Source organism: Phenylobacterium sp. P4_E10 (assembly GCF_056401675.1).
Map to the genome: position 1 here is coordinate 106,724 of NZ_JBFUIW010000010.1, position 13,268 is coordinate 119,991.

Here is a 13,268-nt window from a genome sequence, read left to right on the forward strand (position 1 = left end):
GTGGCGGCCGATCGATGGTTCAAGTCACAACGCTGTCGGAACTGACCATCGACGGCAAGCTGTCGCTGGGCCCGGGGGCGTCGAGCAAAGACCTGTTCGGATTTTATGGTGACGATCTGAGGACCTGGTTTCACGGCCAGCGGGCGGCCCATGACGCAATCATGGTCGGCGCCGGCACCGTTCGGAACGACGATCCTGAACTGACAGTACGTCATGCCAAGGGGGCGAATCCCTTGCGCGTGGTCCCCTGCTCCCTTGGCGATCTGCCGCGCGACTGCGGCTTGCTGAACGACGGGGTGTCGACCCTGATCGCCGTCTCCGCCAGGGCCTTGCCCACGACGATCGCCGAGTTGGAGAGCCGCCCTCATGTCGAGGTGGTGGTCTGCGGCGGCGACGAGGTCGACCTGCCGGCCTTGATGGCCGTTTTGGACGCGCGCGGCGTGCGAAGTCTGATCGTGGAGGGCGGCTCGCGCCTGCTGCACTCCTTCCACGCCCTCGGCCTGGTGTCGCGGATCATCATCAAGCAGATCCCGGTCATCACCGGCGCCGAGGACGCCCCGACCTACCTGCGCGCCGGTCCGGGCGGCCCCGCGCTAGCCCTGTCGCGGTGGCGGCTGGACGAGCTGTTCGCGCTGAGCGGCGTAGCCATCTCGATCTACAGCCCGTTGGAGGCGGCATGATCGAGGCCGCCGACATCGGGCGCATCGGACGCCATCTGTCGGGACGAGGCCAGCCCGGCGAGCCGGCGATCTGGGACATGCGCATCGACGCCGAGGGCGATCTCGCGAGGGATCCGGCTCTCCTGATCCACGCCCGCCACCAGACTTTGATGCGGGCCTATCAATCGCGCTACGTCCTGTTGCCGGCTGACGGCGCGGCGGGAAACGCCGTCGAGCAGCTTCGCCGCCGCTACGACCCCGCGACCCTGGCCCTCGTCGAGGGCGCTCGCGCCGAGCTCGAAGACCTGTTGATCGCCCCGACCATCGAACGGGCTCGCGCGGCGTCGATGGGGACAGACTGGGCCGCCTATGCCGAAGCCCTGGTGAAGACGGTCCGCGATGCGCCGGAAAACCCTTTCGTGGCCTTCCTGCAGACCAGCCCCCATCGCGCAGCTCACTACCGCAACTTCCTGCTGCAATCCTCGGCAGACCTGCTGGCGGAGGCCTCCGCCTCGGCCTTGGGGCTGATCGGCGAATTCGGACCCGCCCAGTCGGCGCTGTTCCGCATCCTGATCGACGAATTCGGCTATGGCGTGCACGATCGCAAGCACAGCATGCTGTACCGCGCCGTGATGCGCGGCTTTGGGCTGCCCGACGAATACAACGCCTGCTGGCCGCTGTTCGACACCGCCTCCCTCCGCCTGCACAACACCATCCACTGCCTGTTCCAGAACCCGCGCCACCTGTTCCTGCAGATCGGGTTCCTGCTGCACGCCGAGACGGCCTATCAGCGCTCGACCCGGGACCATTTCCGCTATCTGGCGAAGTTCCATCCTGAGGTGGACGCCCGCTATTTCGGCGAGCACGCCCATATCGACCTGCACCACACCCGCATGGTGATCGAGGAGGTGGCCGCGCCGCTGGTGGCGGCCCATGGGCCGGAAGTCGGCGTAGAGATCGTCGCGGGGGCGGAGCTGACCCGGCAGGCCTTCGCCAAGGCGGGCGACCAGATGCTGGCGGTCAGCCGGGCGTTCGACGCCGCCGTCGAGCAACGGCGCGCCGAGCCCCGGCGACCCGAGCTTTGCCGCCTTGGCGCGCCCGTAACGCCCTTTAGCGCCGCCGCCCTCGACCCGGCCGTCTTGATCCAGGTTGGCGGTCTCGGCGTCGTCGAGGCCCAGCTCTTCGCGGACTTCCCCGAGGATGCTTTCGGTCGCCTCCCGACGGCGGTGTCGGCATGAGCGCCACCTGGATCGGCAAGGACCTGCCCCCCATCCGCCGGGACGGCCGCGAATACTTTCTGCTGGGGCGCGAGGATGAGCTCTACCTCGTCCTCAACCAATGCCCGCACCGGGGCGGCCCGCTGAAGTTCGGCTTCGTCAACGCGGACGACCAGATCGTCTGTCCCCTGCACGGCGGCGCATTCTCGGTCGACGCCTTGATCGCGCGGCCAACCACCCTGCGCCTCGTTGAACAGGAGAGCGGCCCATGCCGATGAGATCCTGGGTCATCGAAGGCGGGCGGCTGAAGCTCGCAAACCTGGTGACCCTCTCACGGGGCGTGCTGATCGCGCCCATCCTGATCCTCCTGGTCCTGGGCCAACCCAAATGGGCCCTCGGCGTCTATCTGGCGGCCTGCGCCACGGACCTGGCGGACGGCTGGCTGGCCCGCCGGATGGGCCAGGCCTCGACCTTCGGAGCTCAGCTGGACGCCGCGGTCGACAACGTCTTCTCAGTGGCCATCCTGCTGTTCCTGATTCTGGCGATCCCTGGGGTCGTCCATGACCACCTGCTGGCCCTGGTCGTCCTGTTCGGTGCTCCCCTGCTCTACCTCCCGGTCTCCCGGCTGCTGGCGGGCCGGATGATGATGTTCCACTTCTGGTCGGCCAAGGCCGGAGCCTTTCTGCTGTTCATGCTGTGGCCGCTGGTGGTCCTGACGAACTGGGCCTGGTGGATCCCCTTCACTGCCGCCGTGGTCGGCCTCAGTCGCCTCGAACAGATCGTCTTCATCCTGCGCCGAGGCGGAGACCTGGACGCGCGCCATGGCTTTTGTCCGGTTTCACCCAAGGCCAAGGCGGCGGCCCGATGACAAAACCTCCGATCATCCACTGGGGCGCCGTTGATCCCCGGGCCAGAGGTCCGGTGGTGGCTGGGCTCGACGCCGGCGAGCATCGCAACGCCATCGGCGTCCACGCCGGGGCGTTCAGCATCTACCAGGCCCTGGCGGTGGCGAGCGGCGACCTGTCGGCCCGTCACCGGCCCGACCTGACCGGGACCTCGCCCCCGGCCGCCTTCGGACCCTTTCCTCAATGGTCCGAACCTGGACGCATCGTGAGCATGGACCCCTGGGGCCACAGGGTCGGCCAGGTGTTCGCCGTAGAGCGCGCCGCCGGCATGGACATCCGGCCAAGCATCGCCGTCACCGCCGGCCACCTGTCGATGTCCGAGGTCAACGCCGCCCTGCAATGTGGCCGCCTGTCGGCCGACGGGCAGGTCCTGGGACGCATGGGAGACATCCACGTCACCAAGATCGCCATCGAGCCCGTCTGGTGGCTGCCAGGGGTCGCCGATCGCCTGGGCCTGCCCGAACAGGCGCTGCGGCAAGCCCTGTTCACCGTCACCGACGGCATGTACCCAGCACTACTCTCGCAGCCCGATCGCAAGGTCTTCCTGCCGCCCATCGGCGGCACCAGCGTCTATCTGTTTGGCGATCCGGCGCGGCTGAGCCGGACCTCGACCCGGATCACCTGCCGCATTCACGACGAATGCAGCGGCTCTGACGTGTTCGGCTCCGACCTGTGCACATGCCGCCCCTATCTCGCCTTTGGCGTCGAAGAAGCGATCCGCCAGGCGCAGCAGGGCGGGCTTGGCGTCATCATCTACAATCGCAAGGAAGGCCGGGCGCTGGGCGAGGTGGTCAAGCTGCTCGTCTACAACGCTCGGAGCCAGTCGACCTGCGGCGACCGCCCGGCAGACTACTTCACCCACACCGAGGCCGTGGCCGGCGTCTCGGACATGCGGTTCCAGTCGCTGTCGGTCGACGTGCTGCACTGGCTGGGCCTGCGCCGGATCGATCGCTGGGTGTCGATGAGCAATCAGAAATCGGAAGCCCTGGAGAACGGCGGGCTCCACATCGTTCAGCAGATCGAGCTTCCCGACGCCCTGGTGCCCCGGCGCGCCGATGTCGAGATCACGGCGAAGCGCGCGGCGGGCTATTTTACCGCGGCGCTTGCATCCTAGGGACCGCCAAACCAGGTCCGCTCACGGCCGCGCTGAAGTTGAGACGTACCCATAGCGCTCGATCGTCCGAGCAAGCTTCACCGTGTGTTAAGTCGCCTGGCTCAGGTTCCAGCCATGTTCCAAGGCGGACACTTGAGGCGCGCGTGGCTGTTTGCAGCCCTGCTTGCAGGCGTGAGCACCCAGGCTATTGCTCAACCCGTCGGGTTTGGTCAGCTCCCGGTGGAGGCCCAGCAGGCGGTTCTCGGACACTGGCGCCAATCGCGAGCAAGTCCGTACGCCTGCCTGGGCCGGACGCAGAAGCAGTTTACATCGCAGATCCACGTCCTATTTCAGACCGACTACAATCGGGACGGGCGGCCTGACTATCTCTTCCAATCGCCTTGCGAGGCTAGCGGGGATCCCGCAGTCGGCCGCACCAAACTCGTTGTAAGCGACCCCTTGGGCTACCGGATCGCCACGCGTTTTGACGCTTCGCTCAATGTTCTGAACGGACGGCCCGCGCTCCTGGCGGGCTGCGAGGGGGCCGCTGGCGATTGCCAACTCGCTCGGATTCTCGACCCCGCGACGGATACGTGGTCTGAGCCCGCCCCGATCGGAAACTCCGCGAACGGCGCCGAGATACGAGCGGCCCCGGCGGCCAGCACCGCGGCCTTGTCCAGCAACCGCAATGCACCGCCACCACCAGCTTCGCCGCCGATCCCCGGCCCGAAGCCTCCTGTTCCGGTCTTCGCCACCGCCAGCACGATCAACGCTGGAGCAAACCGCGTCGAACCCGCGGTGGCCCCGGCTCCGCCTCCCGGCGAAATCGCGCCCAAGGCCGCACCCCCCCTTGTGACCGCAGCTTCGCAGGCCGCGCCGAACGTGTCGGACAGGCAGGCGCGCGCAGAGATCCCAGCTCCGCGACCGCAAGTTGGATCGCAGGCGAGCAGCGTCCCTGCTGCGAGTTCGATTCAGGGCCGGCCGACTGCGCCGACCAACCCGCGTCCGCCCGGTTCGGATACCCCGGGCGCGCTGGATGAGAAGCCTGCGAAGCAACAGGCGCCTCAAGCCAAGGCCATGCTGCAGACCGCTTTGGAGGTTGCCCCGCTTCTGGCCGACGTCGTCCGCGGCGCCGCATCCGCGTCAGGGGCCGCGCCCGACGCCAAGAGCGCATTGCCTGTTGCGCCGGTGGCGTCGGTCCTGGCGAGCCTGGCCCGCTCAGCGGCCTCCCCGCCCGCCGCGCGCCCTGCTGAAGCGACCCGGGCGGCGCCGGCGGCCCCGTCGCAGCCCCAGCCGGTCCTTTCAAGGCTGCAGGCTCCGCCGCTCCAGACGGACCCTGCGGCGCCCCCCATGAGCTTTGTCGAGCGAATGGAGGCTCAGCGCGTCGCCGATGAAGAGCGCCGGCGCAGCGAGGCGCAGGCGGTGGAGGAGAAGTGGAAGGTCCCCGCCATTACCCTTGCGGACCTGCCGAAGAGTTGGGCGATCGATCGCGACCGGGACTATCGCGGCTATCCCCTATCGCTCCTGACCTTGGATGCGTCCGAATATGCTCGCGCAGCCCACCGTGGCGTGCCGGGTCTTGACCTATATGGAGCCTATGGCTTCGAGACCTACAATCGAGCGCTGGACACAGAATTTCGCGCGCGCCGTCTGTCTCGCACCGATGGCGACTCGATCGCGCTCATCATCGCGTTCTTCGCCGAAAACGGCCGCCTCGCCGAGCTGAAGCGCTACGTCGACTTCTACGCCAACACCGCTTCCCTGGCCCGAATGTCTCCGGAAGACAGGCTCGAAGCTGCGCCGCAATATCTCAAGTGCTGCGGCAGGGAATCCAATCACAGGAATGACAACCTGTGGCTCATCAACAATATGAATGAGCTTGAGCGTGAGCTGAAACCGAGGTTTTCAGGCTGGCTGAAGGCGCGGCTGGACGCCGCGCCTGGGGTCTATTCAGACTATGACACGACAAAATACGACATCCAGGGCTGGCGTCTTGGCGAGAGCGGCGCGCCCCTGCGCGGTGAGGCCCAACGTCAGGAAATCAATGGGATGCTGCAGGAACAGGAGCTTCGCAACGCCGGCGCTCTAACCGGCAGCGGCTGGAAACCTCTGGGACGAACGGTCGGCGCGCAGCGCATGGGCGCCAATTGGAGCGGCAATGACCGGTCGCTGGAGGTTGAGATCGCCTGCGAAGCGCAGGGAAGCAAGATCTACGAACTGCGCCTTCGCCAGGGGTTCGAGTCCGCCAATCACGACGCTGTCGTCCAGAAGCTGAAAGACAAGTACGGCGAACCGAGCGTCGCATTGAAGGCAAAAAACGGGGTCGAGATCATGGTGTGGGGAGCCCGCTATCCGAACTCGTTGCTGCGCACGACCGGCTACGGACAACTCGACGGACTGGTCGCAACCTTCCTTTCGGGGTCAGTCGAGTTGGTGCTCACGGACCGCGCCCATCGTGTCGCGCCGGATCGGTGCACGGCGGATGCGAAGGCAGCTCAGCAAAAGGCTGACCTTGCGAAGGTGAAGTTCTAACGCGGCCAACCTTGTCGCGATGCCCGGACCGCCCATCGCCCTGGCAGGTCCGACCAGCGCTGACGCGCGCGAGGGTCCGATACCGCCCTGGGGCGCCGTGGGAGGCGTCTGTGCAGCATCAAGACCCTAGCTCCGGACAAGGAAGCGGACGCTCCGCAGCCAAGCCGCACCACAACTTTCACCACCGGCGCGGTGAGCGTTGTTCCAGGGCCAGAGCCTTGGCGCTAAGGTCGCGGCAACAGAGCAGCCGACCACAAGGTTGGACCGATAGGGAGCAAGACATGATCGAGGGTCCCATCAAGGGCGGGCGGCACGGCTGGGCTTTCAACCGGCCCCTCCTCGACCTGGCCGAGAACGGGTTCGTCGAGGCGGAATTCTTCCTAACGGGCGAAGCCTCGACCTACGCGCTGGCGCCGGGCGCAGAACTCGGCCGCGATGGGAAGTGGCGGGTTCAGCCTAAGGGCAAGGTTTCTTTCAAGACACGCTTCCTGGTCTACCGGCCCAGCGACCCCGCAAAGTTCAACGGCGCCGTGGTGGTATGCTGGAACAACGTCACCGCCGGCTACGAGCTATTCTTCGGTGAAGGCCCGGAAGTGCTGGAAGAGGGCTACGCCTATGTTTGCGCCACGGTGCAGAAGGTGGGCGTTCACGGCTTCGAGGAGAACCCACAAGGGCTCGTGGCCTGGGACGGCGAACGCTATGGCGACCTCAGCATCCCCACCGACGACGCCTCGTACGACATTTTTTCCCAGGTCGCCCAGGCCGTCGGACCAGACCGCGACCGCGCGGTCGACCCCCTGGGCGGGCTGGAGGTGAAAAGGGTCATCGGCTTGGGCGCCTCCCAGTCGGCGGGCCGATTGGCGACCTACGTCAACGCTGTGCATCCGCTGGCGCGGGAGCAAGGCGGCCACGCCTTCGATGGCTACATGCTGCAGATCTACTTCGGCAGCGGCGCGCCCATCGAGGCCAGCGATCCTCCAGCCGGCGCCACCAACGCCAACGCCCGCACCCTGCCACGGGGCCAGGTTCTCATCCGCGACGACCTCGACGTGCCGGTGATGATCGTCAACACCGAACTCGAGGCGATCGCTTGCCTGAACGTTCGTCAGCCGGACACCGAACGCTTCCGCACCTGGGAAGCGGCGGCGCTCACACACGTCTCCTACCAAGCCCAGCTGCTGCGCAACGAGAAGTTCCAGAGAGACTTCAGTACGGCGCCGCCACCGCCGTCCGAACAGATGAACCGGATCTACCTCCAACCCTTCTATGACGCCGCGCTTCATCATCTGAACCGCTGGGTGAGCGGCGGCGGCCCGCCTCCCAGCCAGCCGCTGATCGACTTCAGCAGCGACGGCCAGGTCGTGCGCGACGCGAACGGCATCGCCACAGGCGGCATCCGGCTGCCCCAGGCCGACGCCCCGGTGGCCATGAACAGCTCGACGCCGGTCACCGACGACTTCGCCGGCCGCCTGCGAGGCTCAAACAGGCCCTTCGACGCCGCGGCGCTCACCGCGCTCTATGGCGATGAAGCGAACTACCTTGCGAAGTTCAAGCAGGCGGCCGCTGCAGCGGTCAGAGCGGGCGTGATGTTGCCGCGGGATGTCGAACCCGCCGTCGCGGAGGCGGCCCGCGAGTATCGTCGCGCAATGGAGATCTCGGCTCGTGAGCCCGCTTCAGCCGCTGGCTGACGCGCATTCGCCTGCGAGCCAAGGTCGCGCGCACCATCCGCCCCCTATTTAAAGGGCCGAGGAGAAGGAGACGCCCCCCATGTGCCGCAACATCAAGACACTGTTCAACTTCGATCCCCCCGCTACGGATGAGGAAATTCGCGACGCCGCGCTCCAGTTCGTCCGCAAGCTGTCCGGCTTCAACTCCCCCTCGAAAGCGAACCGCGAAGCCTTCGACACCGCCGTCGAGGAGGTCGCCGCCGTCGCCCACCGACTGTTCGAGAGCCTCGAAACAACCGCGAAGCCCAAGGACCGCGAGGAAGAGGCCGTCAAGGCCAGGGCCCGTTCCGCCGAGCGCTTCGGCGCCAGGCAACCCGCGTAGCTAGAGCGGGCGCCAGTCACCCAACCGTTTCCGTTTCCTTGGGAGTCGAGACGCGGCGCGTCTTGGTCTGGGCCTTGGGCTTTGGCAGGAGGCGGAAGCGCGACTGGCACCACGCAAAGTCAACGCCGACATCGAGCAAGGCGTCGGAACGACCGCATGGGCAGTCAAAGTCCATGACCGCGATGACACGGTAGGTCTCTCCGGCCCGGAGCGGGACCGGCCTTCCCGTGACATGGTTTGGGGCGGCGTTGACGCACAGAACCAGGTCACCAGGGCCGACAGCGTCGCTCATAGCTTTGATCCAATACCCTTGGGGGAGACTAGACCCTGACCCGCGAGGGGCAAGCGCCACCTTCCACGTCCAGAGCGGCCGCCGCCCTGGCAGCTCAGGTGTTTCCCCGATGCCGAAGGCGTGTGCCGGCGGCTAGGCTCGACCATCGAGCTGCGTCGGCCGTGCGAGGAGCATTCGGTGTCCGAGATCGAGACGATCTGGAGTGCGCCCGCCGCACCCCGCATCAATGGGCCGGCCTTGTCCGTCCTGCCCAACCGCACGTGCATGTTGGAGCTGTCGTTTCGCAGCGCGGAACGAAGCGAGGGGGCAATCCTGATCTTCGAGAAGGTGGAGGGCTACAAATGCACCTTCCTGCCTGCGCTGGCTTCGGAAGCCCGCAACGCCGCGCCTGGCGCGCTGGTCGAGATCCCCGCTTCGTCCTGGAAGGCGGAAATCGTCGCCGCGAACCGCACCCTGGACGCCGCCTTCGACGCCCCTCTGCGCCACCTCATGATCTATTTCGAGGCCGGGCCGTGCTTCGAGTTCGTCTGCGCCGACTGCGAAGTGCGAGTGAAATAGGCCCACGCCTATCCGCATTGTCCTGATGGTCGACTAGGCAAAAGCCCACCCCGCTCTACATGCATGACCCGATATCAAGCTTGGCGACGCGCGCGGTAGCGTTGTCGGATGCCGCTTGAGCATACCCGCCGCATCGTCGGGTATTTGAGGGCGATACCGGATCGCTGCCTAGTCATAGACAGCCGTTCTCAAGGATATCAGCATGTCACGACGCCTCATGATTATATTGGCGGCGCTTGTCCTTGTCGCAGTGGGGGGGGCGGCATGGTGGTATCTCTCTCGACCGAAGCTCCCAGAGGGATTTGCTGGGGGAAACGGCCGGCTTGAGGCCACCGAGGTCTATGTCGCCGCAAAATACCCGGGCCGGGTCGCGGAGGTCCTGTTCAACGAAGGCGATACGGTCGACGCCGGCCAGGTGGTCGCTCGGATGGACGTGGAGCCGCTCAGGGCTCAACTCCGCGAGGCCGAGGCGCAAATCGTCGAAGCCCAGGGCGGTCGCGAGGCGGCGCTCGCCCAGGTGTCCGTCAAGGAGGCGGAATTCGACTACGCGCGCAAGCAGTACCAACGGTCCCGCGGACTGGTGAGCCGCGGGGCGGTGAGCGAGCAGGAAGCCGAAATCGACAACGCCCGCATGCTGGCCTCTCGCGCCGAGCTGGTCGGCTCCCAGGCGCAGGCGAGCCAGACCCTGTCGTCGATCGCCGCCGCGCAGGCGACCGCGGACAGGCTGCGTGAAGAGATCAAGGACAGCGATCTGATCTCGCCGATCCGTGGTCGGATCGAGTCGCGCCTGGCTGAACCGGGCGAAGTGGTCCCCTCAGGCGGTCGCGTCTTCTCGCTCGTCGATCTCAGCGACGTCTACATGTACGTGTTCCTGCCGGAACGGGTGACCGGCAAGGTAGCGTTGGGATCAGAAGCCCGCATCGTCCTCGACGCGGCGCCCGAATACCCGATCAGGGCGGTGGTCTCGTTCATCTCGCCGACGGCGCAGTTCACGCCAAAATCCGTCGAGACCCAGGAAGAGCGTCACGACCTCACCTTCCGCGTGAAGCTTCAGATCGACAAGGAGCGGCTGCGCCAGTTCGCCCCGCTCGTGAAGACCGGCATCCCCGGCATGGGCTTCGTCCGTTACGACAAGCGCGTCTCGTGGCCCGCGAACCTCCAGAGCAAGCCGGTTCCCGCGAACCTGTGGGGCGCGACTGATGCAGGGGGCTCCAACTGATGGACGCCGCCGGCGAGGATCGGGTCGTCAGCGTCAGAGGCGTCACCCAGCATTATGGGAAGGCCGTGGCGCTCGACGACGTGAGCCTGGACATCCCGGCGAACAAAATGATCGGCATCATCGGGCCTGACGGCGTCGGCAAGTCGACGCTGTTGGCGATGATCGCCGGGGTGAAGAAGATCCAGGCCGGGCAAGTGGACGTGCTGGGCGGAGACATCGCCGACACCCGCTTTCGCAATTCGATCGCCGCGCGGATCGCCTACCTCCCACAGGGGCTGGGGAAGAACCTTTATCCGACCCTGTCGGTGTTCGAGAACATCGACTTCTTCGGCCGGCTGTTCGGGCAGTCGCGCGAGGAGCGGGACTGGCGGATCGACGACCTGTTGGCCAGCACCGACCTGGAGCCGTTCCGCAATCGTCCGGCCGGGAAGCTCTCAGGCGGGATGAAGCAGAAGCTCGGGCTTTGCTGCTCGCTGATCCACGACCCCGACCTGTTGATCCTCGATGAACCGACGACCGGCGTCGATCCGCTGGCGCGCCGGCAGTTCTGGGAGCTGATCGACCGCATTCGACTGCGCCGCCCGAACATGAGCGTGCTGGTGGCGACGGCCTATATGGACGAGGCCGAGCGCTTCGCCTGGCTGGTGGCGATGAACGCCGGCAAGGTGATGTCCACCGGGACGCCGGACGAGCTCAAGCAGGTCACCAACACCGACACCTTGGAGCGGGCGTTCATCAGCCTGTTGCCGGAGGAAGTGCGGCAGGGCCACAAGGAGCCGGTGATCTATCCGCGCGTGCCGACCGGGGGCGCGCCGGCGATCGAGTCGCACGGACTGACGCAGCGGTTCGGCGACTTCACGGCCGTAGACCATGTGGAGTTCCGCATCGAGGCCGGCGAGATCTTCGGATTCCTCGGCTCCAACGGCTGCGGCAAGACCACCACGATGAAGATGCTGACCGGTCTGCTGCCGCCGACCGAGGGCGAGGCCCTGCTGTTCGGCGAACCGGTCAAGGGTGGCGACATCGAGTCCCGGCGCCAGGTCGGGTTCATGTCCCAGGCCTTCTCGCTCTACACGGAACTGACCGTGCGGCAGAACCTGATGCTGCACGCCCGCCTGTTCGATCTTCCGGAGAACGAAGGCCGCGCGCGGGTCGACCAGCTGCTGGACGACTTCGGCCTGGAGAACGTCGCCGACACCCTAGCCGAGAGCCTGCCGCTGGGGATCCGGCAACGCCTCTCCCTGGCGGTCGCCGTGCTCCACGAACCGAAGGTGCTCATCCTCGACGAGCCGACGTCCGGGGTGGACCCGGTGGCGCGCGACGGCTTCTGGGAACTGCTGATCCGGCTTTCGCGCGAGAACGGGGTCACGATCTTCCTGTCCACGCACTTCATGAACGAGGCCGAGCGCTGCGATCGCATGTCGATGATGCACCGCGGCAAGGTGCTGGCCCAGGGCAAGCCCGCCGATCTGGTGGTCGAGCGCAAAGCGAAGACGCTCGAGGAGGCCTTCATCGGCTACCTCGAGGAGGCCGCCGAACAGCAGGCTCCGACGACCACGACCGAAGCGCCCGCGCCGCCGCCGGCCCCGGCGACATCGCACGCCGACGCGACCAACCGGAAATTCAGCCTCGGACGCGTCTGGGCGTTCGCGCGGCGGGAAGCGATCGAGCTCCGGCACGATTCCGTGCGGCTGGCCTTCTCGCTGATGGGGCCAGTGCTGCTGATGGTCCTGTTCGGCTACGCGATCTCGATGGACGTCGAGCACCTGACGTTCTCGATCCTTGACTATGACGGCTCCCGGGAGAGCCGCGAGTACGCCGACAGCTATCGCGGCTCGGTCTATTACGACGAGACCAAGCCGGTCTTTACCTACGCCGACCGCGACTACCGGCTGAAGGAGGGCGACCTCCGGTTCGTGATGGAGATCCCGTCGGGCTTCCAGAAGGATCTGGAGCGCGGCCAGCAGCCGACCGTCAGCGCCTATATCGACGCCGCGATGCCGTTCCGCGCCGAAACCACCCGCGACTACATCGAAGGCACGCACGCCGAGTACCAGGCCGCTCTGCGCGAGCGCAAAGGCATGGCCCCGGCGGCCGAGCCGGTGAACATTGTCCCGCGGGCGCTCTACAACCAGTCGTTCAAGAGCATCTACGCCATGGTGCCCGGCAACATCATGCTGCTGCTGATGTTGATCCCCAGCATGCTGACGGCGCTGAGCGTGGTGCGGGAGAAAGAGCTGGGCTCGATCGCCAACTTCTACGCCGCGCCCGCGACGCGAACAGAATTCCTGCTCGGCAAGCAGTTGCCGTATGTCGCGGTCTCGCTGCTGCAGTTCGTCGCCCTGGTCGCGATCGCCGTCTTCCTGTTCCAAGTGCCCATCAAGGGCAGCATCGCCACGCTCGCGCTCGGCGGCCTGCTCTACGTGTTGGCGAGCACGGGGTTCGGCCTGCTGGTCTCGGTTTTCGCGGCGACCCAGACGGCGGCGATCTTCGCTGCGGCGATCATCAGCATCCTGCCGGTCGTGCAGTTCTCGGGAATGTTCGTGCCGGTCTCGTCGCTGACCGGCGCGGCCTGGTTCGCCGGCAAGATCTTCCCCAGCACCTACTTCCAGGCGATCAGCGTCGGCACCTTCACCAAGGCGCTGGGCATGGTTTCGCTGTGGCCCAACATCCTCGCCCTGCTAATCATCTCGCTCGCCTACTTCACGCTCTCGGCAATCTTGCTCAAGAAGCAGGAGGCATAG

General features: G+C 66.4%; 11 protein-coding genes. All 11 read left to right on the plus strand.

Going from position 1 to position 13,268, the window contains the following annotated elements:
* Positions 1 to 14 precede the first annotated feature (14 nt).
* The gene (locus AC1DQJ_RS13320) at positions 15 to 680 is read left to right on the plus strand and encodes a RibD family protein (RefSeq protein WP_477604018.1); all 666 of its coding nucleotides are present in this window, start codon (positions 15 to 17) and stop codon (positions 678 to 680) included.
* On the plus strand, positions 677 to 1,897 hold the full coding sequence (locus AC1DQJ_RS13325) for an iron-containing redox enzyme family protein (protein ID WP_477604020.1): 1,221 nt from the start codon (positions 677 to 679) through the stop codon (positions 1,895 to 1,897). Before AC1DQJ_RS13320 ends, AC1DQJ_RS13325 begins: the two co-directional genes overlap by 4 nt.
* On the plus strand, positions 1,894 to 2,154 hold the full coding sequence (locus AC1DQJ_RS13330; RefSeq protein ID WP_477604022.1) for a Rieske (2Fe-2S) protein: 261 nt from the start codon (positions 1,894 to 1,896) through the stop codon (positions 2,152 to 2,154). The genes AC1DQJ_RS13325 and AC1DQJ_RS13330 overlap by 4 nt, the downstream gene beginning before the upstream one ends.
* Positions 2,145 to 2,744 (plus strand): CDP-alcohol phosphatidyltransferase family protein, encoded by a 600-nt coding sequence (locus AC1DQJ_RS13335; RefSeq protein ID WP_477604024.1) that lies wholly within the window; start codon positions 2,145 to 2,147, stop codon positions 2,742 to 2,744. The genes AC1DQJ_RS13330 and AC1DQJ_RS13335 overlap by 10 nt, the downstream gene beginning before the upstream one ends.
* Complete coding sequence (locus AC1DQJ_RS13340) at positions 2,741 to 3,895, plus strand: GTP cyclohydrolase II (RefSeq protein ID WP_477604026.1); 1,155 nt, start codon at positions 2,741 to 2,743, stop codon at positions 3,893 to 3,895. Before AC1DQJ_RS13335 ends, AC1DQJ_RS13340 begins: the two co-directional genes overlap by 4 nt.
* A gap of 438 nt (positions 3,896 to 4,333) precedes the next feature.
* On the plus strand, positions 4,334 to 6,406 hold the full coding sequence (locus AC1DQJ_RS13345) for a hypothetical protein (protein WP_477604028.1): 2,073 nt from the start codon (positions 4,334 to 4,336) through the stop codon (positions 6,404 to 6,406).
* 281 nt (positions 6,407 to 6,687) lie between these two features.
* On the plus strand, positions 6,688 to 8,094 hold the full coding sequence (locus AC1DQJ_RS13350) for an alpha/beta hydrolase domain-containing protein (protein WP_477604030.1): 1,407 nt from the start codon (positions 6,688 to 6,690) through the stop codon (positions 8,092 to 8,094).
* A gap of 79 nt (positions 8,095 to 8,173) precedes the next feature.
* Entirely contained in the window at positions 8,174 to 8,455 is a 282-nt protein-coding gene (locus tag AC1DQJ_RS13355) for a DUF2277 domain-containing protein (protein ID WP_477604032.1), read from the plus strand.
* 469 nt (positions 8,456 to 8,924) lie between these two features.
* Positions 8,925 to 9,305, plus strand: coding sequence for a hypothetical protein (locus AC1DQJ_RS13360; RefSeq protein WP_477604034.1), 381 nt, complete (start codon positions 8,925 to 8,927; stop codon positions 9,303 to 9,305).
* Positions 9,306 to 9,507: 202 nt separating this feature from the next.
* Positions 9,508 to 10,524, plus strand: a complete 1,017-nt coding sequence (locus tag AC1DQJ_RS13365; protein WP_477604036.1) for an HlyD family secretion protein — start codon at positions 9,508 to 9,510, stop codon at positions 10,522 to 10,524.
* Positions 10,524 to 13,268 (plus strand): ribosome-associated ATPase/putative transporter RbbA, encoded by a 2,745-nt coding sequence (rbbA, locus tag AC1DQJ_RS13370; protein WP_477604038.1) that lies wholly within the window; start codon positions 10,524 to 10,526, stop codon positions 13,266 to 13,268. Before AC1DQJ_RS13365 ends, rbbA begins: the two co-directional genes overlap by 1 nt.

What these genes read in the sequence shown, in the direction of transcription:
- AC1DQJ_RS13325 (WP_477604020.1), top strand. Translation starts at nt 677, where the DNA reads ATGATCGAGGCCGCCGACATCGGGCGCATCGGACGCCATCTGTCGGGA.
- AC1DQJ_RS13335 (WP_477604024.1), top strand. Translation starts at nt 2,145, where the DNA reads ATGCCGATGAGATCCTGGGTCATCGAAGGCGGGCGGCTGAAGCTCGCA.
- AC1DQJ_RS13350 (WP_477604030.1), top strand. Translation starts at nt 6,688, where the DNA reads ATGATCGAGGGTCCCATCAAGGGCGGGCGGCACGGCTGGGCTTTCAAC.
- AC1DQJ_RS13320 (WP_477604018.1), top strand. Translation starts at nt 15, where the DNA reads ATGGTTCAAGTCACAACGCTGTCGGAACTGACCATCGACGGCAAGCTG.
- AC1DQJ_RS13365 (WP_477604036.1), top strand. Translation starts at nt 9,508, where the DNA reads ATGTCACGACGCCTCATGATTATATTGGCGGCGCTTGTCCTTGTCGCA.
- AC1DQJ_RS13355 (WP_477604032.1), top strand. Translation starts at nt 8,174, where the DNA reads ATGTGCCGCAACATCAAGACACTGTTCAACTTCGATCCCCCCGCTACG.
- AC1DQJ_RS13340 (WP_477604026.1), top strand. Translation starts at nt 2,741, where the DNA reads ATGACAAAACCTCCGATCATCCACTGGGGCGCCGTTGATCCCCGGGCC.
- AC1DQJ_RS13330 (WP_477604022.1), top strand. Translation starts at nt 1,894, where the DNA reads ATGAGCGCCACCTGGATCGGCAAGGACCTGCCCCCCATCCGCCGGGAC.
- rbbA (WP_477604038.1), top strand. Translation starts at nt 10,524, where the DNA reads ATGGACGCCGCCGGCGAGGATCGGGTCGTCAGCGTCAGAGGCGTCACC.